The organism is Candidatus Binatus sp. (assembly GCF_030646925.1).
Taxonomy (GTDB): Bacteria; Desulfobacterota; Binatia; order Binatales; family Binataceae; genus Binatus.
In genome coordinates this window covers 21,456-42,697 of record NZ_JAUSKL010000109.1, presented here as the reverse complement: position 1 = coordinate 42,697, position 21,242 = coordinate 21,456, and the positions used below count along the sequence as shown (strand labels likewise).

The 21,242-nt window shown below is 61.6% G+C and carries 21 protein-coding genes and 1 pseudogene; 12 read left to right on the top strand and 10 right to left on the bottom strand.

Going from position 1 to position 21,242, the window contains the following annotated elements:
- Nucleotides 1-316: 316 nt before the first annotated feature.
- The 3 genes from Q7S58_RS19190 to Q7S58_RS19180 are packed head-to-tail and all read right to left on the bottom strand — an operon-like array spanning nt 317 to nt 3,347.
- Nucleotides 317-613, bottom strand: a complete 297-nt coding sequence (locus Q7S58_RS19190; RefSeq protein WP_304829833.1) for an AbrB/MazE/SpoVT family DNA-binding domain-containing protein — start codon at nt 611-613, stop codon at nt 317-319.
- Nucleotides 614-660: 47 nt separating this feature from the next.
- Nucleotides 661-1,341: a hypothetical protein gene (locus tag Q7S58_RS19185; RefSeq protein ID WP_304829831.1), complete on the bottom strand. Its 681-nt coding sequence runs from the start codon at nt 1,339-1,341 to the stop codon at nt 661-663.
- Nucleotides 1,341-3,347: a hypothetical protein gene (locus Q7S58_RS19180; RefSeq protein ID WP_304829827.1), complete on the bottom strand. Its 2,007-nt coding sequence runs from the start codon at nt 3,345-3,347 to the stop codon at nt 1,341-1,343. The genes Q7S58_RS19185 and Q7S58_RS19180 overlap by 1 nt, the downstream gene beginning before the upstream one ends.
- Nucleotides 3,348-3,570: 223 nt before the next feature.
- Between Q7S58_RS19180 and Q7S58_RS19175 the strand changes: the two genes are divergently transcribed.
- Entirely contained in the window at nt 3,571-5,217 is a 1,647-nt protein-coding gene (locus tag Q7S58_RS19175) for an FHA domain-containing protein (RefSeq protein WP_304829824.1), read from the top strand.
- A gap of 31 nt (nt 5,218-5,248) precedes the next feature.
- On the opposite strand, the gene arsB is transcribed toward Q7S58_RS19175, so the two are convergent.
- The 3 genes from arsB to Q7S58_RS19160 are packed head-to-tail and all read right to left on the bottom strand — an operon-like array spanning nt 5,249 to nt 7,279.
- Nucleotides 5,249-6,328, bottom strand: coding sequence for an ACR3 family arsenite efflux transporter (arsB, locus tag Q7S58_RS19170; protein WP_304829821.1), 1,080 nt, complete (start codon nt 6,326-6,328; stop codon nt 5,249-5,251).
- Nucleotides 6,329-6,386: 58 nt separating this feature from the next.
- The gene (locus Q7S58_RS19165; protein WP_304829818.1) at nt 6,387-6,899 is read right to left on the bottom strand and encodes an arsenate reductase ArsC; all 513 of its coding nucleotides are present in this window, start codon (nt 6,897-6,899) and stop codon (nt 6,387-6,389) included.
- Nucleotides 6,899-7,279 (bottom strand): helix-turn-helix transcriptional regulator, encoded by a 381-nt coding sequence (locus Q7S58_RS19160; protein ID WP_304829816.1) that lies wholly within the window; start codon nt 7,277-7,279, stop codon nt 6,899-6,901. Before Q7S58_RS19160 ends, Q7S58_RS19165 begins: the two co-directional genes overlap by 1 nt.
- Nucleotides 7,280-7,337: 58 nt before the next feature.
- Here Q7S58_RS19160 and Q7S58_RS19155 point away from each other — a divergent pair, with 58 nt between their 5' ends.
- Both Q7S58_RS19155 and Q7S58_RS19150 read left to right on the top strand, forming a co-directional pair.
- On the top strand, nt 7,338-7,868 hold the full coding sequence (locus tag Q7S58_RS19155) for an ArsI/CadI family heavy metal resistance metalloenzyme (RefSeq protein WP_304829813.1): 531 nt from the start codon (nt 7,338-7,340) through the stop codon (nt 7,866-7,868).
- 91 nt (nt 7,869-7,959) lie between these two features.
- A complete protein-coding gene (locus tag Q7S58_RS19150; protein ID WP_304829809.1) occupies nt 7,960-8,574 on the top strand; it encodes a nitroreductase family protein in 615 nt (204 codons plus the stop codon).
- 123 nt (nt 8,575-8,697) lie between these two features.
- Here Q7S58_RS19150 and Q7S58_RS19145 read toward each other — a convergent pair whose 3' ends face one another.
- Complete coding sequence (locus Q7S58_RS19145) at nt 8,698-10,047, bottom strand: DUF1329 domain-containing protein (RefSeq protein ID WP_304829806.1); 1,350 nt, start codon at nt 10,045-10,047, stop codon at nt 8,698-8,700.
- Nucleotides 10,048-10,353: 306 nt separating this feature from the next.
- Here Q7S58_RS19145 and Q7S58_RS19140 point away from each other — a divergent pair, with 306 nt between their 5' ends.
- The 3 genes from Q7S58_RS19140 (at nt 10,354) to Q7S58_RS19130 (ending at nt 13,820) form a co-directional block, all read left to right on the top strand.
- Nucleotides 10,354-11,136 (top strand): LytTR family DNA-binding domain-containing protein, encoded by a 783-nt coding sequence (locus Q7S58_RS19140; RefSeq protein ID WP_304829803.1) that lies wholly within the window; start codon nt 10,354-10,356, stop codon nt 11,134-11,136.
- A 13-nt stretch (nt 11,137-11,149) separates the two neighbouring features.
- On the top strand, nt 11,150-13,246 hold the full coding sequence (locus tag Q7S58_RS19135; protein WP_304829800.1) for a histidine kinase: 2,097 nt from the start codon (nt 11,150-11,152) through the stop codon (nt 13,244-13,246).
- A gap of 127 nt (nt 13,247-13,373) precedes the next feature.
- Nucleotides 13,374-13,820 (top strand): hypothetical protein, encoded by a 447-nt coding sequence (locus tag Q7S58_RS19130; RefSeq protein ID WP_304829797.1) that lies wholly within the window; start codon nt 13,374-13,376, stop codon nt 13,818-13,820.
- Between the two features lie 439 nt (nt 13,821-14,259).
- On the opposite strand, the gene Q7S58_RS19125 is transcribed toward Q7S58_RS19130, so the two are convergent.
- Nucleotides 14,260-14,742 (bottom strand): SRPBCC family protein, encoded by a 483-nt coding sequence (locus tag Q7S58_RS19125; RefSeq protein WP_304829794.1) that lies wholly within the window; start codon nt 14,740-14,742, stop codon nt 14,260-14,262.
- Between the two features lie 113 nt (nt 14,743-14,855).
- On the opposite strand from Q7S58_RS19125, the gene ilvB reads away from it, so the two are divergent.
- The 6 genes and pseudogenes from ilvB (at nt 14,856) to Q7S58_RS22330 (ending at nt 18,951) form a co-directional block, all read left to right on the top strand.
- A complete protein-coding gene (gene ilvB / locus Q7S58_RS19120) occupies nt 14,856-16,553 on the top strand; it encodes a biosynthetic-type acetolactate synthase large subunit (protein WP_304829791.1) in 1,698 nt (565 codons plus the stop codon).
- A gap of 141 nt (nt 16,554-16,694) precedes the next feature.
- On the top strand, nt 16,695-17,240 hold the full coding sequence (locus tag Q7S58_RS19115; RefSeq protein WP_304829787.1) for a carboxymuconolactone decarboxylase family protein: 546 nt from the start codon (nt 16,695-16,697) through the stop codon (nt 17,238-17,240).
- A 15-nt stretch (nt 17,241-17,255) separates the two neighbouring features.
- Entirely contained in the window at nt 17,256-17,837 is a 582-nt protein-coding gene (locus Q7S58_RS19110) for a TIGR00730 family Rossman fold protein (protein ID WP_370655553.1), read from the top strand.
- Nucleotides 17,813-18,199 (top strand): DUF309 domain-containing protein, encoded by a 387-nt coding sequence (locus tag Q7S58_RS19105; protein WP_304829782.1) that lies wholly within the window; start codon nt 17,813-17,815, stop codon nt 18,197-18,199. Before Q7S58_RS19110 ends, Q7S58_RS19105 begins: the two co-directional genes overlap by 25 nt.
- A 373-nt stretch (nt 18,200-18,572) precedes the next feature.
- Nucleotides 18,573-18,677: pseudogene (locus tag Q7S58_RS22335) on the top strand (IS110 family transposase); the annotation flags it as partial.
- 4 nt (nt 18,678-18,681) lie between these two features.
- Complete coding sequence (locus Q7S58_RS22330; protein ID WP_370655552.1) at nt 18,682-18,951, top strand: transposase; 270 nt, start codon at nt 18,682-18,684, stop codon at nt 18,949-18,951.
- Here the strand turns inward: Q7S58_RS22330 and Q7S58_RS19095 are convergent.
- Nucleotides 18,914-19,756, bottom strand: coding sequence for a PadR family transcriptional regulator (locus tag Q7S58_RS19095; protein ID WP_304829776.1), 843 nt, complete (start codon nt 19,754-19,756; stop codon nt 18,914-18,916). The two genes, Q7S58_RS22330 and Q7S58_RS19095, sit on opposite strands and share 38 nt — an antisense overlap.
- A 43-nt stretch (nt 19,757-19,799) precedes the next feature.
- Nucleotides 19,800-21,179 carry a carotenoid oxygenase family protein gene (locus Q7S58_RS19090; protein WP_304829773.1) on the bottom strand — a complete coding sequence of 460 codons (1,380 nt, stop codon included), beginning with the start codon at nt 21,177-21,179 and terminating at the stop codon, nt 19,800-19,802.
- Between the last annotated feature and the right edge of the window lie 63 nt (nt 21,180-21,242).

Sequence of the window (21,242 nt, the reverse complement as noted above, 5' to 3'; positions counted from 1 at the left end):
AAATTCAGCGGCGGGACAGCGTGATCCATCCCTCTCGAAGCATTGGTTAATTTTCAATTGAGGAAGTATGACGAATGCCGCGGGCTGTCAAACCTGGCGGGCGTGGGACGACTGATTGGACTGACTCTATCACGCCAATTCGTACAAGATACCAGTTGCCACCCTCGCCGGTAGCTACTTTGCGGTCTCATCAGGATAGACGGTAGAAGCCGGGGTCGCGGATGAGCACGGTCAGCCGACCGGAGTTCAGATGAAGGCGAAGATTCTGGATCGGCGCTGAAGACACCTAGCAGAACGTTGGTATCGATGGCAGCGATCACAGCCGGCGGCGAAGCTGTGTTATGACAGCATCGGTGTGGATCCTTGTGCCGAGGTGTCCTTGGACTTCACCCACCTGATCGGAACTGCCAATTTTTACTGCGATCAGACGCCCGCGTTCCTCGCTGAATTTCAGCACCGTGCCGGGCTTCACTCCAAGGCTTTCGCGCAGCCGCTTGGGAATGGTGACCCGACCGCCTGCAGCGACGCGGGCCTTCATACTTTTCATGCTGGAATTATCGGGCAACACGATGCAAATCTCAAATTGGCCAATCGAATCAGAGAAGAAGGCCATTCATGTAGAAACCAGTAGCGCCCGGCGAGGATCAAGCAGACAGATGATCACGGTTGCTGGATGACGACGTGCGGCGCGCCGGTGGCGGTCGCGACCAACTCTCCGTTCAGGAACATCGAGATTTCGAACGCGCCGAAATTTTGAATTTGATCGAAGGTCCCGGTCACGGTGCCGTTGGGCGAATCGAACAGGAACAGGGCCGGCGCGCGATCGTCGACCACGAAGCCCTTGTGCAGGTCTTCGATCAGCGCCGAGAATCGCTCGCCGGCGGGACCGCTCACAAAAATTCTGAGATCGGGATTCGCAGCCGGCGCGATCGAGCGGGGTTTGCCCGATTGCACCGAGACGACGCCGAACGGTTGCGTGGTCGAGGCGACGTCGATCACTTTCGCGCCGTTGATCAGTTGCACGCTCAGGATGCCGTTGTCGCTGCTCTGCTTGGTGGCGACCATCCGGTCGGGAGTGAGATTGTTCACGATCGCGACGTCCATCGGAACGTTGCCGGAGATCTGCCACGAGGAGGTCTTGTTGCTGACCACCGCGCTGAACGCTTCGCCCTCGGTGCCGAGGATTTTGAACGACGCGACCGGCGCCACTTTGGGGGTTTTGCCGACCGCACCGGAGAATCCGCCGAGACTGTTATTGCAGGCGCCGCTCGATGCCAGAATGGCGGCGAGTGCGAAAATCAAGCTTGCGCGCGCCGATTTGCGAACGACTCGATTAAGCATCACTTCGACAACTGCTTGCCGACGTTGTGGCAAACTCCGGGGCACGAACCGTCGGGATGCGCGCAGGTGCTGGGGCATGAGATGCTCGGCGTCGGCGAGCCCGTGGGACTGGCGGCGATCGTCGGCGGCGGCGGAATCGCGATGCTTGCAGTGTGACCGGTGGCGGCCGAGGTCGGCGCGGAAATCGGCACCGTGCCGGGCGTCGGCGTTTGAAGCTCGAAGGGCTCGAGCACGTAGCTATCGGCGGGCGCGCAGAACGAATATTTGTTCGTCGATGGACTGTTGGGTGCGACGTTCTGCACCGGCGTCACCGAGATCTGGACGCCGTCCTTCGACAGGACAACCGACGTGCCGAGGTCGGCATTCGCGACGTTGCCGGTGACGCTGCCATGACCGATGCAATCGAGCGGTCCGATCGTGACGGGCGCCGACGTCTTGCACTGTTGCACTCCGGTGGGCGGACCCGGTTGCGGAACGCTGCTGACGACTTCGATCGTATGGCCCTGGTAAGGATCGGAAACCCCCTGAAACGTGTCGATCGAAGTCGCAAACAAATCGAAACTCGCTACTGATGTGGGCACATTCAGGTTGAATGGCGCGCTGTTGATCGGACCGCGCATCACCAGCGGCATCAGGAGCGCGCTCTCGATCTTGTTGGTGGCGTGATCCTCGGCGAAGACCTGGACGATCGTCGTCTCGCCGGTCGGCGGCGTCGAAATCGTCACGGTCCCGGAGATGATTGCCGAGGTGAGCAGGAAATCGCACGGGCCGTCCCCGTCGTCGATCGTGCAGGTGCCGCCTTTTTTGGTGGCGTCCGGGACTGCGGGCACGACTACCGAATCGTAACCGGGCATCGAGACCATCAGGGCGTAGGGTGGCGCGCTGGACGACAAAATCGGGATGCTGCTGAACTGGGACGGCGTCGAGACAGTGCCCGGCAGCGGAAAATTGCCGTTGGTATCGCTGTTGGCGGTCGCGACGACGACGCATTCGCCGGGGTTCGCGAAGCAATCCGCGTCGGAGTTGCTGTTGGGCGGTATCAGGACCTGCAGCGTCGCGCCGGTGAGCGGGTTCAGCGTGCAGTTATCCCGCAGTTGGCCGCTGATGGAGCCGACTTTCTGATCGCCCTTGACGACGAAATTGAACGTAGGCGTGCTGCCCGCGGTGATCGCAGGCGTGCGTGTGGCCGCGTAGGTGGCGGTTCCGCCGGCGACGGCCAAGTCATAGTAGCTGCCGAACGAGGCGCCGGCGGGGAGCCCGATCGCGTAGCAGGGCGCCTTGGGTCCGCCCTTGGGGCACTTGTTAAGCACGGGAACGCTGATGATCGTGCTGCCGGTACCGACCTGCTGGACGTTCACGGCGAGCTGACGAATCTTTTTCTTCTTGCCGGTGCTGGTCGAGGTGCCGGTGTCAACGGTACCCGAGAGGGTCGCGAGCGTCTGACTCGGGTCGGGCGAACTCATCGCGATATTCACGAGATATGGATCGCCTGAGACCACCGGACTCTGGACGATCGTCAGTTGCAGTTTCAAAACGAGCAGCGCGAGGCCGTTTTTCTGCGGCGACACGCTGGTAATCGCCGCGGTGATCGGGGAGCCGGCGTTTTGCAGTTGAATCGGATAGTTGATGCATCCTTCGTTAGCGCCGGCATTCGGACAGTTCGGAATCAGAGTGCCCGGGTTGCTCGAGTCGAGCAGCAGTTCCGCGATCACGTAGTTGCCGCCGCGGACCGGGGCGCGATTGAAAAGCTCGGGAATGTTTTGAATCGTATTCAGATCGATCTGGAGATCGCCGGGTTTGCCGCCGGAACTGGCGATGCCCGAAGGGATGGGAATGGTCTGCCACTTGCGGTCGCCCTGGCCGGCGCTGGCGTTGGTGTTGATTCGCACTCCGGTAATGTTGAGGAGCGCGTTCTGAAATCCCGGCGGCGGAACCCCGACGAACCCGACCTCCACCGAACCCTTCTGGCCGATTTTGGCCTCGGCCACGGAGCCGCCGATGCCCATCACGATCGCCAAGGCCGCAAGGACAAGAGATGGAATCAGGCGACGGACAGTCCGATACGCACGTATTACTTTCACTCTGAATCCATGGGACCGAGAAATGGATAAGGGATTGGGATAACCTAACACGTGTGCGAACACAAGATAACCCGCGCGCGTCGAGGTGCGCGGCTCGAGGATGGTGCTTGACTGATCGGCCATCCGATCCGGAGAATCAGCGTTAGTTATGGATGCTTGCTATCGAATCGCACCTTCGGCATTGGCGGTGTTGTTGGTATTGCTTTGCCTTTCGCCGGGGAAATCGCGCGCGGCCGCCGACCTCAAAATCTCGATTGGAAATCCGCGGCTCGAACATTTCGATTCCGACGGCGGCGTGCAACTCGATTTCGGTCTGACCGATCCGAACGGCAATCCGGTCGGCAATCTGCGACCCGACAATGTCAAGGTTTACGAGGACGGCAAGCTCGCCAAGATTCTCGATTTCCGCGGCGTTGGGCAGGGCCGTCCGGTCGATATCGTGTTCGTGATGGACGTGACCGAATCGATGCAGCCGTACGTCGACGCGGTCAAGCAGAACGTGATTGCGTTCGCGCACGATTTGCACGCGAACAGCCGCGACTACCGGCTCGGACTGGTCACGTTCGAGGACTACGTCATCTCGAAGGAAGCTGATTGCAACTGCGCGTATCGCGACAAGTTCACCTCCGACGTGAAGACGTTCACCGACTGGGTAGGCAGCCTGCACGCGGGCGGCGGCGGCGACATCCCGGAGGATGAGCTCGACGCGCTGGCGTATGCGTCGAAGTTTCCATTCCGGCCGGAAGCCGAGGGCATCATCATATTGGTGACGGACGCGCCGCCGCATCACGCCGGCGATGGATCGGCCAACACGGCCCACGACCAGTCGTACTGGGATCATCACGCACACGGCGCCGACGTGACGAATCTGACCGGGACCGAAGTCGCGGCGATGCTGAAGAAAAACGGGCTCACGCTGTACGCCGTGGTGCCGCCGCCATTTATCGCGCCGGAGTACCAGGAGATCGTCGATGCGACGCATGGGCGTTCGTACAATATCGTCACGGAGCAAGGGCGGTTTCCGTCGCTGGTGCGGGAGATCGGTCATTCGATTGCGACTGAGTATTCGCTGACGTATCGCACGCCGCGGCCGATCGAAGACGGGACCAATCGCTCGGTCGAATTGAAGATCGATTACAACGGCCAGAACGGCGCAGCGGAGACTTCCTACCAGGTGCGCGGACTCGGCGGGGCGGCGATCAACATTCCCGATGATTCGGGCGCGACGACCGAGAACGGCGCCGGCACAGGTCTCCGGCAGTTATCGTTCAACTGGTGGAATCTCGCGGTGCCGCTGATCGCGATGCTCGGGCTGTTCGGGCTGTCGCGGATGCGCTTCGGAGTTTCGGCGGAAGAATTGAAGGCAATCGTCGCGGCGCAGGGACGGCCGTCGATACCGAGGCCGGCGGCAGGACCGGCGCCGCGGCCGATATCGCGAGCGTCGGCGCCGATACCGCCGCAATCATCGCCGGCGACCGCGCCGCGCGGAGCAGGCGTGACGCGCGGCGCGCGCCTGGTCGCGGTCGATCACATCGATCCGGTGCCGGCGGAATACACGTTGATGAAGGACGAAATATCAATTGGGCGCGGCGAGGAGAACGACGTCGTGATTCCGCATGCGAGCGTCTCGCGCCAGCATGCGCGCCTGATGCGCCGCGACGGCGGTTTCGAACTGATGGATTTGAACTCGACCAACGGCAGTTTCGTCGGCGAGCGTCAGGTGCAGGGGTCGGCATTCGTCAGCGCGGGAACCCAACTGCGCCTCGGCGATATCAAGTTCGTGCTCCAGCTATAGGCGGTCACTCGCCGCGATCCTCGATTTGCGTTCACGCGGCCGTGGCGCGGCGCGCGGATGGCTCGAACATTCGGCCGCGCGTCCAGAGCGCGACATCGACCAGCGCGATCATCACCGGCACTTCGATCAATGGACCAATCACGGCGGCAAAAGCTGCGCCGCTATCGATCCCGAAGGTCGCGACCGCGACCGCGATCGCCAGCTCGAAATTGTTCGAGGCCGCGGTGAACGAGAGCGTCGCGGTTTGCGGATAGTTCGCGCCCGCGCGGCGGCTGAGTGCAAACGACAGCGCGAACATAATCGCGAAGTAGAGCAGCAGCGGAATCGCGATGCGCACGACGTCGAGCGGCAGGCGGACGATCGCCGCGCCCTTGATCGAGAACATCACGACGATCGTGAACAGCAGGAAAATCAACGTGAGCGGGCTGATCTTCGGCACGAACACCTGCCGGTACCACAGTTTGCCTTTCAAGCTGGTCAGCGTTTTCCAGGTGATGAATCCGGCGACGAACGGGATGCCGAGATAGATCCCTACGCTGGCGGCGATTTCTCCGATCGTGACGTGAACGATGGTGGCGCTGAGCCCGAGCCATCGCGGCAGAACAGTCAGAAAAACGAACGCATAGATCGAAAAGAACAACACCTGAAAGATCGAGTTGAAGGCGACCAGGCCGGCGCAATAGTCGGCGTCGCCGTCCGCGAGATCGTTCCACACGATAACCATCGCGATGCATCGCGCAAGGCCGATCAGGATGAGGCCAACCATGTACTCGGGGCGATCGCGGAGAAAAATGATCGCGAGCGCGAACATCAGGATCGGCCCGATGATCCAATTCTGGAGGAGCGACAGGCCGAGGATTTTGAAATTGCGGAACACGTCGCCGAGTTCGTCGTAGTTCACCTTGGCGAGCGGCGGATACATCATGAGGATCAAGCCGATCGCGATCGGCAGCGAGGTGGCGCCGACGCTCATGCGATCGAAGCCGGCCTTGATACCGGGGAACAGGTTGCCGAGCGCGACGCCGGCGGCCATTGCGAGAAAAATCCAGAGCGTGAGGTAGCGATCGAGAAAAGAGAGCCTGCGCAGTACAGGCATTGGGGTCGCGGTCATGGTCGCGCTCATAGTTGCTCCTGTCGAAGACTAGAGTCGGAATCGCGTCTAGCGGGAATCAGCGTTCATCGCGCGGCACGATCTTGCCGATTTCGTGCACACGCTTTTCGAGCGTGAATTGATCGAGCGATTCGATTGGCAGGCTCACGAAGATTTTTATTCGATTCTCGAGTTCGCGATAGATTCGAAAAAAGAATTTGCGCGTCGCCTCCGCCGGTCCAGCGAACGCGGCCGGGTCGGCTGCGCCCCAGTGCGCGGTGATCGGCTGTCCGGGCCAGACCGGACAGACTTCGCCCGCAACCTGGTCGCATACGGTGAAGACGAAATCGAGCTGCGGGCCGTCGGCGCGCGCGAACTCGTCCCAGCTTTTGCTGCGCAAAGCGGAGGTGTCGTAGTTCAGTTCGTTCAGCAGATCGAGGGTCATCGGATGGATTTCGCCCTTGGGATGACTGCCGGCGCTGAAGCCGTTGAATTTGCTTTTGCCCCATCGTCGGATCGCGCATTCGGCCATGATGCTGCGCGCGGAATTGCCGGTGCATAGAAAGAGTACGTTGAATTCGCGCCGCGCCATCAGGCGCCTCCGTGTTTGCGCGTCTTGCGCGCTGCTGCGGATGGAACTTTGACTGCCGCGAGCGGGACGAACGAATTCGGGGCGCACAGTTCGGGGCGTCCTTCGCAGCAATTGCTGGTGAGGTAGGCGAGCAGTTCATTCATCGCCTTGAAATTTGCGCGGTAGATGATCGAGCGGCTTTCGCGGCGCGAAGTCACGAGGCCCGCGAATCTGAGCTGGTTCAGGTGGAACGAGAGCGTGGGCGGCGGCTGGCGGAGGCGCTCACCGATCTCGCCGGCCGGCAATCCGGCCGGGCCCTTTTGCACCAGCAGGCGAAAGATCTCGAGCCGCGTGTCCTGCGCGAGCGCGCCGAGCGCGGCGACGACGCTTGACTTCTTCATAGTTTTAGATTTATAGAACTATCATAACGTAATGTCAAACGGTGAGGAGGTTTTTCCGATGAAACGGTTTCACGTGCACGTTGCGGTCGAGAACCTGGGCGACAGCATCATTTTCTATTCGGACCTGTTCGGCGCGAAACCGGCGGTCGAGCGCGCAGACTACGCGAAGTGGATGCTCGAGGATCCGCGGCTCAACTTTGCGATCTCGTCGCGCGGTCACAAGCCCGGCATCAATCATCTGGGCTTTCAGGCCGACGACGAGCTGGAACTGGCGCAACTGGGCGAGCGCGCCGACCACGCGTCCGGCTCGAAAGTGCTGGCGGAGAAGGAAGTCGCGTGCTGCTACGCGAAAGGGAACAAGTACTGGGTCGTCGATCCGCAAGGCCTCGCGTGGGAGCATTTTCATACCTTGGGTGAAATACCAATCTTCGGCGAAGAGACGACGATGAAGGAACTCGCGGCCAAGCAGGCCTGCTGCATCCCGCTTCATGAAAGCAAGACCCCAACCGAAGAGGCGTCGAAAGGTGCGTGCTGCGTACCGAACGCCGCGGCCGATGCGGCTCAGGCGCAGAAGTCGAGTTGCTGCTGAAGCAGGCTTGCATGCGCCGCGCACGCGTCACAGTATCGGAACGAAGCGAGCGGGTTAATCACCAAACAAGCAGGAGGTCGCAGACGCAGCCATGGCGGAGCAACTGAATACGATCGAACTGATGGAAACGTGCAATGCCGTGCGGCGCCTGAAGCCGGACGCGGTGCCGCAGGAACTGCTCGAGCGGGTCGTCTATGCGGCGACGCGGGCGCCGAGTCCGGGCAACAGCCAGGGCTGGGATTTCGTGATCGTGCGCGATGCGGGCCTCAAGAAAAAAATCCGCGACCTGATTGCGCCGCCGATCGAGGCGATGTTCGCGGCGATTACGACCGAATCGAAGATGCATCGCATGCTCGACGATGCGAAATTCCTGGTGCAATCGCTGGACACGGTGCCAGCGTTGATTTTCGTGTGCGGGCCGGTGTGCTATCCGCCGCAAGCGCCGCAGGAATCGTTCGTCTGGTCGACGCTATATCCGGCGACGCAGAACCTGCTGGTGGCGGCGCGATCGCTCGGACTGGGGACCACGATGACGACGTTTCAGATGGTCGCGGAGAAGCAAATCCGTGAGCTGCTCGGGATGCCGCAGGACATCAAGTTTGCCGCGATGGTGCCGATCGGATGGCCGGCGCGTCCGTTCGAGCGTGTGAAGCGCAAGCCGATGAGCAAGGTGATTCATTGGGACAAGTGGAGCGCGAAGTCCTGACGACGCACGCTGAGGGTAAAAAATTAGCGGGGCGCTGCATCGAGCAGCGCCCCGCGACGCATCCACCGGAGTTAATCAGAGCGGGCAGGGGGGTCCGCCGGCGGAGGCGTGGGGAAACTTGCGCTAGTGGCCGGAGTTCTGCAAGGCCTGTGGCGAGAAGAACGCGTTGTCCACGGTGCCCATGTCGATATACCAGCATTCGCGATCGGGCGCGGTCGCGCCGGGCATATAGACGACCGAACTGAAGCCGGTCTGAAGATCGTAATCGACGAGGCCGAGCTGGAACATCCGCTTGTAGGGATAGATCGCGATCTTCGCGTCGGGCACCGGGCGGTCGCGATAGGTATGGAACGTCGTGAGCGTCTTCCACAGTTTGCCTTCGCGATCGTACTGATCGGAGGCGGTGATGAACCATCCTTCCGAGTCGATGTAGAGCACCCGTTTTGGAATGGTGGCATCGACACCTGGCTTGATGTCGGCCTCGATCACATAGACGTGACGCAGTTCCCAATTCTCGGGGCAGATGGTTTTGCCGCCGTCGGTGGGGCACTGCACTTCGGGCGAATGCTCGGCATGAACCGATGCGAGCATCTCCCTCTCGCCGAGGAACTTGTAGCTGTAGTCCTCGATCTTGGCGGAGAAGCCGAAGTAAGAGTCAGGGTCGAGGGTGCTGGCGAAGGCCGAGCCGCCGCCGCCTGAACTGAAGCCGGCGGATGCTTGTCCGCCGCCGCCACCGGCGCCGGCAAAGCCGGGCAGCGCGCCGATCGCGTCGGAGAGCGCGGCCGCCGATTGACGGCGCAATCGGCGCGACGAGGGATTGAACACCCAGACATTGTCCTCGATCTTGGGATCGATGTGGCGAAAGCGCAGCAGGCCGTAACCGCGCAGGCCCGACGGTTCGAGGAAAGGATAATAGCCGAAGCGGTAACGCACGCCGCTCTGCGCGGCGTCGGGATCGGTCGGCACCGGCGGTACCTCGATGCGTCCGATATTGTTGTAGAAGGCGAAGTGGCCGACGGTGAAAAAGCTGAGCGGCGCTCCGGCGGCATTTTTGTCGAAGCTCGCGACTTCAGGAAAGCGCATGTCGATATCGTCGCTGTAGAGCGGGCGATAGCTGAAATTCCACATCACCTTGGTCGCCATCTGCGGATCGTTGGGATCGAGCAGCGGGAACGGCTGGCCGGAGACGTAATTCTTCAGCTCGCCATTGGCATCCAATTTCACCTGCGGCGAATATTTCTCGGTCGCGGTCTTGAACGGCGGCGGCCAATCGAGCTTGCTGGTCGCGATGACCTTCATCGTCATCCCGTTCTGCACGAGGACGTAGTTGCCGGGGCTGACGAGATTCTGCACCTTGGCGGCATTGTCCTTGGTGATGAAGTCGCCCGGTTTGACCTGCGCGCGCACGGGGGCCGCAGCAAAACTCAGTAACGCCAGCGCGGTCGCGAAAATCGCAACGAATCGAGTCATCATATTGCCTACCAGCCTATGAGTTTACGGTGACTCGAACAACTTGTAGATGGCCAATCGGTCGCGGCGCACAGATGATCGGTCGATATTGAGCGCCGGTCGGCGAAGCAATGAGTGCAGCTCAAATTCGGCAACGCGATTTCACTGGCGCGATCGTCAGCCGCTCGACAGGCTGCCACTCGGCACACAGAAGTCGCCGCTCAAGCGGCGCTAGCGGCCATTCATCCGAAATAGCTGGCGTCGTAGCGAAACTGCGTGGACAGATAGCTCTGACCGCTGCTAATTGTCGTCTCTCGGCTCGAACGATCGATGCATGAGGCACAGGCAAAAAACCAGTTACGCAAAATCCGCGCGCTGATCGTCGAGGACGAAGCGCCGGCCCGCTCGCGCATCATCAGGTTTCTCAAGGCACACAACGATGTCGAAATCGTGGGCGAGGCCGCGACCGGATACGAGGCGATCGCGCTAATCGAGCGCACCAGCCCGAACCTGCTCGTGCTCGATATCAAGCTGCCCGACATCAGCGGCCTCGAAGTTTTGAAGAGTCTCGGCGATCGGCCGCACGTGATTTTTTCGACGGCGTACGATTCGTATGCGATCGAGGCGTTCGAGGTCGAGGCGGTGGATTTTCTGCTGAAGCCGTACGAGCAGCGGCGGGTCGATACCGCGCTGGAGCGGGTGCGGGCAAAAATCCAGAGCGAACAGCCGCCGCTCAATCTCGAGGATCTGCTGCGCAGGATTGGCGGCGGCGGCAGCAGCGCGCATCGAATCGCGCTGCACGATCGGGAGCATATCGTGCTGGCGAGCGCGGGCGAGATTTTTTATTTCATCGCGGAGGGCGACGACGTGTACGCGCGGCTGCGCAGCCGGCGGCTCGCGGTGCGGCGGTCGCTGCGCGAACTCGAGCAATTGATGGAGCCGCGGCGATTTTTTCGCGCCAATCGATCGACCCTGGTTAATCTCGATTTGGTGCGCGAGATTCATCCGTGGTTCGGCGGCCGCTTCGTGGTGCGCTTCAGCCAGCTCGAGCCGAGCGAACAGATCGAAGTCAGCCGCCGGCAAGCCAGGCTGCTGAGCGAGATGCTGAGCTAGGGCGCAATTACCGATGAAGGATCTCAACGCCAGGCCCGCATCGAATCGCATCCTGCTGTATCTACAAATCGTATTTGCGCTGGTCGCGGGGATGCTCAACGTCCCGCTCGATTTGCTGGGCGCGTGGCTGATCGGCAAGGCGGCGCCGGCTACGGTGCCGTACACCAAGTTTCACCTGATCAACGCTGCGGTGTTCGCGGCGATCACGTTCTCTGCGTGGCGATGGATCATGCCGCGGCTGCGCGGGGTGTTGCTGCTGCGGCTGCTGGTCCAGCTAATGCTGGGGATCGTGCTGTTCGGCTACGGGATGCTGGCCTCGTTTTATATCTGGCTGTATCTCGGCGACGTGCAGCCGGACGTTGCGAGCCAGTTCGCCCACTCGCCGATGATCGTGAACGTGATCGTCATCTGCGGCGCGACGCTGTACATGATCCTCGGCGGACTGTCGCTCGACAGCGCGAGCCAGGAGCAGCTCCGGCTCCGGGAACTGGCGCTGACCGCGCAGCTCGAGGCGTTGCGCAGCCAGCTCAATCATCATTTTCTCTTCAACTCGCTCAACGTGATCGCGGAAGCTGCCGCGGTTCAGCCCGAGCGCGCGGAAAAATTGATCCTGCAATTGGCGGGCGTGCTGCGCTACTCGCTGGGCGCGAGCCGCGCGCGGATGGCGCCGCTCAGCGAGGAGCTGGCCGCGGTGGCGTCGTATCTCGAGCTCGAGAAGGCGCGCTCGGGGAATCGAATCAGCGTGCATACGGATATCGCGCCCGACGTCGGCGAGATTCACGTGCCGCCGCTGTTGATTCAGCCGCTGGTTGAAAACGCCGTGGGCCATGGACTGCTCAACGGAACCTGCGCGGGGACGATTTCGATCGCGGCGTGGCGCAAGAACGATTCACTCTGCATCAGGGTGGAAGACGACGGCGTCGGGATCGATCGAATCCGCAACAGCCGCAAACCGGGCGAGGGCGTCGGACTATCGAATCTGCGCGAACGGCTGCGCGCCTTCTATGGAGAGAACGCGACCTTTTCGTTGCACGCTGGCGCGGGCGGCGGGACCGCGGCCGAGGTATCGCTCTCGCTGGCCGATCGCGCCGATGCGGCGAGAGCGCAGCATGGATTCATCTGGCGCGGCTTCTTCTACTATTTCGGCAGCGCGCTGTCGGTGCTGGCCTTTGCGCTTGGCCTCGAAGTACTGAACCTCGGCTTCATCCCGTCGCTGTTGCTCGGACAGGCGACCGAGGTGATCTATCTTTTTGCCGCGAGCGCCGCCGGCGAGACCAAGACGTTCGACATCGCAGTATTGGTGTTCCTGTTCGGCGGACAGGTCGCGGCGCTTTCCGGGATGATCGACGAGTTCGTGAGTCACGCGACGGCGTGGCTGTATGCGTCGGGCGCGGCGGTCGCGGTGCTGCCGCAACTCTTCGGCGGTGAGCCATTCACGACCTACTGGATGCAGCGCGCGTATCCGGCCTGGCTGCAGAAGAGCGGCGCCTTCGCCCGCGCGACGAAAGCAGTCGCGGCCACCTGGGGAATCACGTTTGCGATGCTCGCGGCGGCATCGTTCCTGTGGCAGTCGAGCGCAGTTGCGATTTGGCCGATGTACCTGATCGTTGCGATGATTGGACCTCTGAGCAGCGCGTTTCCGGCCGCTTTTATTTATCGGATGGGACTCGCGACGATTCCGGCCGAGACATTCGTGATGGGGTTGCCGTTTCTGTTCAGGAAGAATGGCGCGGGCTCTCACGCGCTTTCGGCGCAGTTCGTGGTGTCGGGCGAACCCGGCAGCTATTACATCGAGATCAAGGACGGCAGATGCATCAGCGGACAGGGCAATCTGGCGGAGCCGGATTTGACGATCTATTGCGGCGCGGAAAGTTGGACCCTGGTCGCGCGGGGAGAGCTCAGTCCCGAACGCGCAGTTGAAGAGGGGCTCCTGCGGGTGAGAGGCAGCCGGCAGGATTTCGTCGATTTTTTCGGATGCTTCCGCCACCTCGCGCGAGACGAGGCCTCGACCCCGCCGAATTCATCGGCACATTTTCAGGCGCGCATCAGGGACATGTCGCGAGCGGATTCAATCGCGAGCCGCGACGGCGAGGAACGCAGTCTGGCATAGCGGCGTACTCACGCGCGCGAGCCTCCGGTCCGATTGGCCTGACCAAGCTACGCTCGCAAAAAATGTAGTTTGCCTGGCGATGGACGCGGCACCTATGATTTGAGGCAGGAGCCATCGGAGCGGCATTATGAGGATCCCAGCATCAAAGAATTTTCTCGCCGCGATCGTGGTGACGTGCGCGATCGTGCTCGCGTCCGCGGCGCAAGCGCAATTCGGCATGATGGGGATGCCGCTGCCGACGACGGTAATCGTCGAGAAGCCGGGGCCTGGCGAAATCTACGGCAACAAGCAGGTCGTCACGATGGGTGTCGGCGCCAAGATCTACAAGTTCATCCTGAAGGACGCCTACGTGGACGATCCGAACAATCGGATTCGATGGCCCGACGTTTGGCAACTCGTCCGCCAGTACCGTCCCAACTTCAAGGTCACTGGCGTGGATGCCAACGTCTTCGATAAAATCGAACCCGGACAGACGATGACGATTCACGGGATGTTCGCTGCGCTAGGCCAGAACTTCGAGGTGACGTCGTCGGAGCTTGGCGGCGGTGTTTTCGCTCCGCCATCGCACTACTGAGGTTTATGAATTTCAGCAGCGAGCGAACGCGGCAAGCGTTGTCATTCTGATCGCAGGAGACGCACAGGCTAAAGCCTGTGCCACGGGGAACCCTAAACCACGTGGGACACAGCAAAGGATCCGGGATTCCTCGCTTGTCTTAGAGTTGGCGCGAATTTGCCTCGCCCGCTTCGTTGCGGGAGAGGCCGCCGAAGCGCGTTAGCGACAAGGCGGGTGAGGGTGCAGTCGGCGCGTGAACAAAAGCCCCGAAAAAGATCCGGGATTCTTCGTTACGCTCAGAATGACAAAGAGTTTGACGCAGAGGTTGTGCGATCGCTCAAGCGTGTCGAACAACCGCGATGCTTAATCGGAGCCGGGATTCCTCGCGCGGCAGCCACGCGCGGGAATGACAGAAGGTCGCCCGGTCCTCGGCGGGCGCAAGTATGAAGCGAGGCGCGGATTAGGGCATCGATTGGGTGATGCGGTCCGCGAGCATGATCGCGACGAGTTCGCGGCTCCGAAAATCAAAAATCTGCTGCAAGCTCCGCGCGACGAACAATCGATGCGCGAATTCGCCGAGCGGCCCGAGCGGCATCGCATACTCGACGCGATCCTTTATTTCCGTCGTGCCGTTGCCGGCGTCCCTGAACGTGTGGGTATGACGCCAGAATCGGTACGGACCTTTGTCCTGCACGTCAACGAATCGATGCGGCGGTTCGACCGCCTCGATCCGCGTGCACCAATGGACTGGCACGCCGCACAGCCTGATCTGATAGTCGATGATTGTGCCCGTCTGCATCACCTCGGGCGGCGTCGATAGAAATTTGAAGTTCAGAAATCGCGGCGTCAGTCGTTCCAGATTGCGCGCATCGGAGAAGAAGCGAAACGTCTCGTCGAGCGGGAGCGGGATGATCTGAGCGCGCTCGAGAATCCGGATTTTCATCGAGCAAGCTTAGCTGACTGATCCAGGCGAGCATCGCGGGGCATAAGTTGTGCCGCTATCGGCGCTTGGTGTACCTTGGAAGGCTCAATTCGGCCATGGAAGCCGGTCAAATAATGAAAAAACTGACGGGAGCACAAATCGTTATCGAGAGCTTGATCGCCGAAGGCGTGGACACCATCTTCGGCTATCCCGGCGGTGCGATCCTGCCGACCTACGACGCGCTGCTGGACTCGCCGATCAAGCACGTACTGGTCCGCCACGAGCAAGGCGCGACGCACATGGCCGAGGGCTATGCGCGCGTCAGCGGACGGCCGGGAGTCGTGATCGTGACGTCGGGGCCGGGCGCGACCAACGCGGTCACGGGGATCGCCGACGCGTACATGGATTCGACGCCGATGGTCGTACTGTCGGGACAGGTCTCGACCGCGATGATCGGCAACGACGCATTTCAGGAAGTCGATTTCGTCGGCATCACGCGGCCCTGCACCAAGCACAATTTCCTCGTGAAGAACGTCAAGGACGTCGCACGAATTATCAAGGAAGCATTTTATATCGCCGGCACCGGGCGGCCCGGGCCGGTGGTGGTGGATTTGCCGAAGGACGTGCAGATGGCGGAGCACGTCTTCAAGTATCCCGACAAGATCGAGTTGCGCGGCTACAAGCCGACGATTCGCGGCAATCCGCGGCAGATCGAGCGCGCGATCGAAGCGATCGAAAAAAGTTCGACTCCCTTATTTTATGTGGGCGGCGGCGTGCAATGGTCCGGCGCGGCGCCCGAACTGCGCGAACTGATTCACGGACTCGGGATTCCCGTCACCGAAACGCTGATGGGACTCGGATCGTATCCGGCGTCGGATTCGCTGCGGCTCGGGATGCTCGGGATGCACGGTTCGTATGGCACCAACACCGCGGTGTGCAACACCGATTGCCTGATCGCGGTCGGCGCGCGCTTCGACGATCGCGTGACCGGAAAAATCTCCGAGTTCGCGCCCAAGGCCGAAACCATCATTCATATCGACATCGATCCGTCGTCGATTTCGAAGAATGTGCGGGTCGATATTCCGATCGTCGGCGATATCAAGTCGGTGCTCGGCGATATGCTCTCCTTGATCAAGAATCGGGAGAGTATCGCGCGGCGGCGGGTGGCGTGGTCGAAATGGCATCAGCAGATTCTCCAGTGGAAGAAGGAGAAACCACTCTACGAGAATGGCAAACATGGCGAGGACGTGTCGCCGCATGACGTGATCGCCGAGATGCATAACATCACGAAGGGCGACTGCATTGTCGCGACCGACGTGGGGCAGCATCAGATGTGGGTGGCGCAGATGTTCCCGTTCGAGCATCCGCGCTCGTGGCTGACCTCGGGCGGACTCGGCACGATGGGCTACGGGCTGCCGGCGGGAATCGGTGCGACCTTCGCGGCGCCGGACAAGAAGGTGGTCGTGGTGTCGGGCGACGGCTCGATCCAGATGAACATCCAGGAACTCGGCACCGCGGTGCAGTACGGCGTCGATATCAAGGTGATCATCCTGAACAATTATGTCCTGGGGATGGTGCGCCAGTGGCAGGAGAAGTTCTACGCCGAGCGCTATTCCTACTCCACGATGTCGGTGCCGAACTTCGTCAAACTCGCGGATGCATACGGCGCGCACGGCTTTCGTGTCGAGAAGTCGAAGGACCTCGTCGCCACGATGAGGGAAGCGTTCGCGACGCCGGGGCCGGTGCTGATCGACGTCGTGATCCCGAAGGAAGAAGCGGTGATGCCGATGATTCCGCCGGGCGGCGCGATGTCCGAGATGCTGTTCGCGTAGCCGCACACGGAATCCAATGATCTCACGAGCGGCGGTGCGGGATAGCGCATCGCCGCTTTTCTTTTTGCGCGCTTGCGAACTTTGCGATCGCTCGTTTAGTGTCGCCATGTAAGCATCATCTAAGCGGCAGGAGGCTCAGCGATGGCGGCGCGAGTACCGTATTTGAATCTTGAGGATTTGGCCGAGGGCGACCGCGAAATTTTCGAGAACCTGGCGCGCGAGCGCGGCGGCGTCGTGGGCAATATCTTCCGCACGCTGGCGCATACGCCGAACCTGCTGCGGCGCTTCCTTGCGCTCGGCGGCGAACTCCGGAACGGCACCGAGCTCGATCCGAAGTTGCGCGAGTTGGCGCTGCTCACGGTCGGACGGCTGGCTGATGCGCAGTACGAATTTGTGCATCATTGGAATCTCGCGCGCCGAGTTGGTGTTGCGCGCGAAAAACTCGAGGCGCTCGCCGACTTCGAGAAATCGCCGCTCTTCAGCGATGAAGAACGCGCCGTGATGCGCTATGCGGTCGAGGCGACGAGCAACGTTCGCGTCACCGATCAAACCTGGAATGCGCTCAAAAATTTTCTCGATACGCGCCGCCTGATGGAACTCGTGCAGAACGTAGCCTTCTACAACATGGTGGTGCGAGTGCTGGTGCCGTGCGGCGTCGAGCTCGAGCCGGGCACGACCAAGACCTGAGAGATTTTCGTGGAGTTGAAGCGCGTCTGCGTGTTTTGCGGATCGAGTCCGGGCCGCACACCGGAATACATCGATGCGGCGGTGAATCTTGGGCGTGCGATGGCCGCGCGCGGGATTGGCCTCGTGTACGGCGGCGCGAGCGTGGGCCTGATGGGTGCTATCGCCGACGCGGTGCTGCAGGCTGGTGGCGACGTGGTCGGCGTGATTCCGGAGTCGCTGGTGAAGTACGAAGTGGCGCATCGCGGATTGCCCGATCTGCGCGTCGTGCGCTCGATGCATGAGCGCAAGGCGGCGATGGCCGATCTGGCCGACGGGTTCATCGCGATGCCCGGTGCGCTCGGCACGCTCGACGAATTCTTCGAAGTGCTCACGTGGTCGCAACTCGGCGAGCATACGAAGCCCTGCGGATTGCTCAACGTCGGCGGCTATTACACACAAATGCTCGCGTTCCTCGATCACGCCGTCGATGAACGATTTCTTCGCAGTCAGCATCGCGGGATGCTGCTGGTCGAGACTGAGCCGATCGCGATGCTTGATCGCTTGGCGGCTTATCGACCGCCTAAGATTGAGAAATGGATCGATCGATCGGCGACCTGAATCGCGTGACGCGTTCGCATCATCAGGAAGTTTTCGAGCGCGGGATCGAGCTTTTCAACGAAGGCCGATTCTTCGAATGCCACGAAGTGTGGGAAGAAATCTGGCTGCGCGCGGAAGGTGACGAGAAGCTCTTTCTGCAGGGAATGATTCAGGCGGCGGTCGCTATCCTGCACGCGCAGAGGGGGAATCTCGACGGCGCGCGAAGTCTGTACGCGAAATCATCCGCGAAGATCGACTCGATGCCGGTGGTGCATCGCGGAATCGCGCTGGGTGAATTGCGCGATGAGTTGAGGCGATTCTTCGAGGCGGTGATGGGCGGCGGCGCGATTCCGACGGCGCCGAAAATCAATCGCGTCGCGTAGGATCCAAGATCTTTTTCTCCGACGCGCGATGCAGCACCCTTGTATCTCGAAGAGTGCTGCGCAAGATAGAAGGCGGCGCGGCAGATCGCAGCACCCTGGGTCGGCGGAGGCCGCGGGTGAGCAGGAATCGGCGCGCCGCAAATTTAGCCGGACGACAGTCCGAACAGTCGCAGGAGCCGCCTTTATGCGGCGAGCTCGGAATGTGCAAGGCGGGACTCGGCCGGCGCCGGCGGAGGCGACGAGGGAAGCACCGAAGGTGTACGCGGGAGTAGACGTAGCGAAAGAAGGACTGGAGCTGGCGGTGCGGCCGAGCGGCGAGCGCTTGAGCCTCGCCAATGATCGGCGCGGAGTGGCGGCGCCGACCCGGCGGCGGGCCGGGCTGCCGGTGCTGGTGGTCAACCCGCGCTGGGTGCGGGACTACGCGCGCAGTATCGGGCAGCTGGCCAAGACCGACCGGCTCGACGCGCGGCTGTTGGCGCAGTATGCCGAGCACGCCGACCTCGACCAGGCGATCAAAAGTTCACCGATCTGGAGCGATAAGCGCGCGCTGTTGCGCAGCGTGCCCAGGGGTGGGGCCGGTGCTGTGCAGCGCACTGCTCGCGCGGCTGCCGGAGTTGGGCCGGCTCAATCGCGCCGAAGTCGCCAAGCTGGTGGGGATGGCGCCGCTCAACCACGATAGCGGCAAGCTGCGCGGCAATCCTCTCCGCCAGTCTGCTATCGCCCGCGATCAACGCGCTCTGCTGCTAATCTAGCGGCGGGCTCATCATCCTCGTCCGCATCTCCCGCGTGCCTTCGCTGCGATTCCGCGAAGCTCACGCGCGGCTCGCCGTGGCGCGCCAGATCGAACGGGACGATCGGTCTCAGTCCCGCGCGCATGTCGACCGCCGGGAACAGCTTGCGATTGCCCTCGATCTCGTCCATCGCCCAGTCGCACCATCGGATGTTCTCCTTCATCCAATCGATCCCGCGCTTCAGCGTGAACCACGAGAACATCGCATTGACGTTGCTATGAGCCTTGTTGCCGGAAAAGTAGTCGCGCTCCAGCTCGAGATAAACTTTCAGGTAGCGCTCCCATCCCTCGCGTTCTTCCGTAAGCATCTCGATTGCGCCGTCGGCTCCGAGATGCCCCAGGAACCGGCATCTGAGCAGCGGCGGATGCTTCAGCGCGACGCCCTCGAACGGACTCCCAAGCCATCCGACCAGCACCCGCTCACCCGCCGGCGTGATCGTGTAGAGCCGCTTGTTCGGCCGATCGGTCTGGATCACGTCGCGCTTGGCGATCAGGCCCAACTGCACCATCCGCTCGAGCGTCGGATAAATCTGCCCCTGATGCGCGTGCCAGTAATGCGTCATCGACAGGTCGAACACCTTCATGATGTCGTAGCCGCTGATTCCGGGCATCTCGGCGATCAATCCGAGCAGCGCGTGCTCAAGCGTGGTCTTCTTGCGCGGCGGCGGACGCGTGAAGCCGCGTTTTTCGATCTCGCCGCTCCGCGCGCCCCGCTTGATTGACTTGCGCGCCCGCGATACGCGCGCTTTTTTCGTCGCCCTTTTCACACCTATCCCCTGGTAACCGCCCTCGCCTTCGCTCGATTCGCGATCAGCCCCGCACTTCCACCGCAGGCACCCAGTTGCCGTGAAAGCCCCACGGCACGCGATGCTGCAATTTCACCCGCGCCACCGGCTTGCCGGTGAAGTTCTGCGCGTCGAGTACGATCATCTCGCTGCGATTCAGCGCCGAGTCGTACCACACCGCGAGCACCCAGCCGTCGTCCTCGGCCGACTTGGCGTCGCGCGGCACGAACACCGGCTCGCCCGGTGCGAAGTTCGCCCCGAGCGTATGCTGCTCCAGCTTGCCGGTCTGATAGTCGCGCTTCAGCAGCGCCTGGAAGCCCGGTTCGTTGGTGCGCTCGTCGGCGTTGCCGCCGGCGAAGTATCCATAGCGATGCTTCCTTCCCGCGAGGCGTTCATCGAGCCGCGGAAACTCGCCCGACACTTCATCGATCTGATTTTGCCGAATCGATCCGTCCTTCAGGTTGAGATTCCATCGCCACGGCATCGGCGGATTCCCGCCGAACGACGTACCCGTCATGTCGAGCGCCTTCATGCGGCATCCATCGACGACCAGCGAGCCGTTTTCCTCGTACGCATTCAGAAAATGAAACACGAAGAACGCTTCGTCCTCGAACCATTTCACGTCGCCCGTATGCCGATTCATCGCGCCGATCCTGGTGCCATGCTGCGGCTCCCAAATCAGCAGCGGCTTGCCCTGCCCGGCGTTCTCGATATGAAACACCGACGGACAGACAAAGAAGATCGCGTAGTTATCGGTGGTGATAAAATCGTGCATCATCACCGGAATTTTCGATTCGATCGCGCGCGTCTCGAGCAGCTTGCCGTCGCGGCCCGCGCGATACCACGTCACGTATGGCGGAAACGGCTGATAGCCGAAGAACAGCAGATCGCCGTTTGCCGGATCGAACTTCGGATGCGCCGTCACCGGCCCCGAAATTTTCCCGCCGAAGTCATAGAGGCCGATCGTTTCTAGCGTCTCGGGCTTAAGCTCGTGCGGCAGGCCCGCCTCCCAGAGCGCGAGCAAGCGATTGTTGAAGCCGATGATATTGGTGTTCGCCGCGTTCTTGAACGGCGGCACATCGGGCGACATTTCGCGCGGCTGCTCGATAAGTCCGCCGAAGAGCGCCCGCCCGGCTTTCATCTCGGCCTTCAGCCCGTCGGTGCGCACGTAGCGATTGCGATACGCGGCGCGTCCGTCGCGCAGGATGAACGCATGCACCATCCCGTCGCCGTCGAACCAGTGATAGCGCCCGGCCGGCATGAAATGCGGATTCGGCCCGATTCGATACAGCGCGCCGTTTAGCTCGCGCGGCAACTCGCCCTCGATTTCCAAATCGTAGGCCTCGCCCTCTTCGCGCCACGGCGCATAGTTGCCGTTCAGAAATGGATTGTCGGAATCGTACATGGGGGTGACCTCCTATTCGTAACCAGACTATTCCATTCCAGAATAGGAGGTCAAGTTCCCCGC

Bases quoted from the DNA above. Each gene is read 5' to 3' on its own strand.
- Q7S58_RS19190 (WP_304829833.1), bottom strand. From the start codon at position 613: ATGGCCTTCTTCTCTGATTCGATTGGCCAATTTGAGATTTGCATCGTG.
- Q7S58_RS19185 (WP_304829831.1), bottom strand. From the start codon at position 1,341: ATGCTTAATCGAGTCGTTCGCAAATCGGCGCGCGCAAGCTTGATTTTC.
- Q7S58_RS19180 (WP_304829827.1), bottom strand. From the start codon at position 3,347: ATGGGCATCGGCGGCTCCGTGGCCGAGGCCAAAATCGGCCAGAAGGGT.
- Q7S58_RS19175 (WP_304829824.1), top strand. From the start codon at position 3,571: ATGGATGCTTGCTATCGAATCGCACCTTCGGCATTGGCGGTGTTGTTG.
- arsB (WP_304829821.1), bottom strand. From the start codon at position 6,328: ATGACCGCGACCCCAATGCCTGTACTGCGCAGGCTCTCTTTTCTCGAT.
- Q7S58_RS19165 (WP_304829818.1), bottom strand. From the start codon at position 6,899: ATGGCGCGGCGCGAATTCAACGTACTCTTTCTATGCACCGGCAATTCC.
- Q7S58_RS19160 (WP_304829816.1), bottom strand. From the start codon at position 7,279: ATGAAGAAGTCAAGCGTCGTCGCCGCGCTCGGCGCGCTCGCGCAGGAC.
- Q7S58_RS19155 (WP_304829813.1), top strand. From the start codon at position 7,338: ATGAAACGGTTTCACGTGCACGTTGCGGTCGAGAACCTGGGCGACAGC.
- Q7S58_RS19150 (WP_304829809.1), top strand. From the start codon at position 7,960: ATGGCGGAGCAACTGAATACGATCGAACTGATGGAAACGTGCAATGCC.
- Q7S58_RS19145 (WP_304829806.1), bottom strand. From the start codon at position 10,047: ATGATGACTCGATTCGTTGCGATTTTCGCGACCGCGCTGGCGTTACTG.
- Q7S58_RS19140 (WP_304829803.1), top strand. From the start codon at position 10,354: ATGCATGAGGCACAGGCAAAAAACCAGTTACGCAAAATCCGCGCGCTG.
- Q7S58_RS19135 (WP_304829800.1), top strand. From the start codon at position 11,150: ATGAAGGATCTCAACGCCAGGCCCGCATCGAATCGCATCCTGCTGTAT.
- Q7S58_RS19130 (WP_304829797.1), top strand. From the start codon at position 13,374: ATGAGGATCCCAGCATCAAAGAATTTTCTCGCCGCGATCGTGGTGACG.
- Q7S58_RS19125 (WP_304829794.1), bottom strand. From the start codon at position 14,742: ATGAAAATCCGGATTCTCGAGCGCGCTCAGATCATCCCGCTCCCGCTC.
- ilvB (WP_304829791.1), top strand. From the start codon at position 14,856: ATGAAAAAACTGACGGGAGCACAAATCGTTATCGAGAGCTTGATCGCC.
- Q7S58_RS19115 (WP_304829787.1), top strand. From the start codon at position 16,695: ATGGCGGCGCGAGTACCGTATTTGAATCTTGAGGATTTGGCCGAGGGC.
- Q7S58_RS19105 (WP_304829782.1), top strand. From the start codon at position 17,813: ATGGATCGATCGATCGGCGACCTGAATCGCGTGACGCGTTCGCATCAT.
- Q7S58_RS22330 (WP_370655552.1), top strand. From the start codon at position 18,682: ATGCCGAGCACGCCGACCTCGACCAGGCGATCAAAAGTTCACCGATCT.
- Q7S58_RS19090 (WP_304829773.1), bottom strand. From the start codon at position 21,179: ATGTACGATTCCGACAATCCATTTCTGAACGGCAACTATGCGCCGTGG.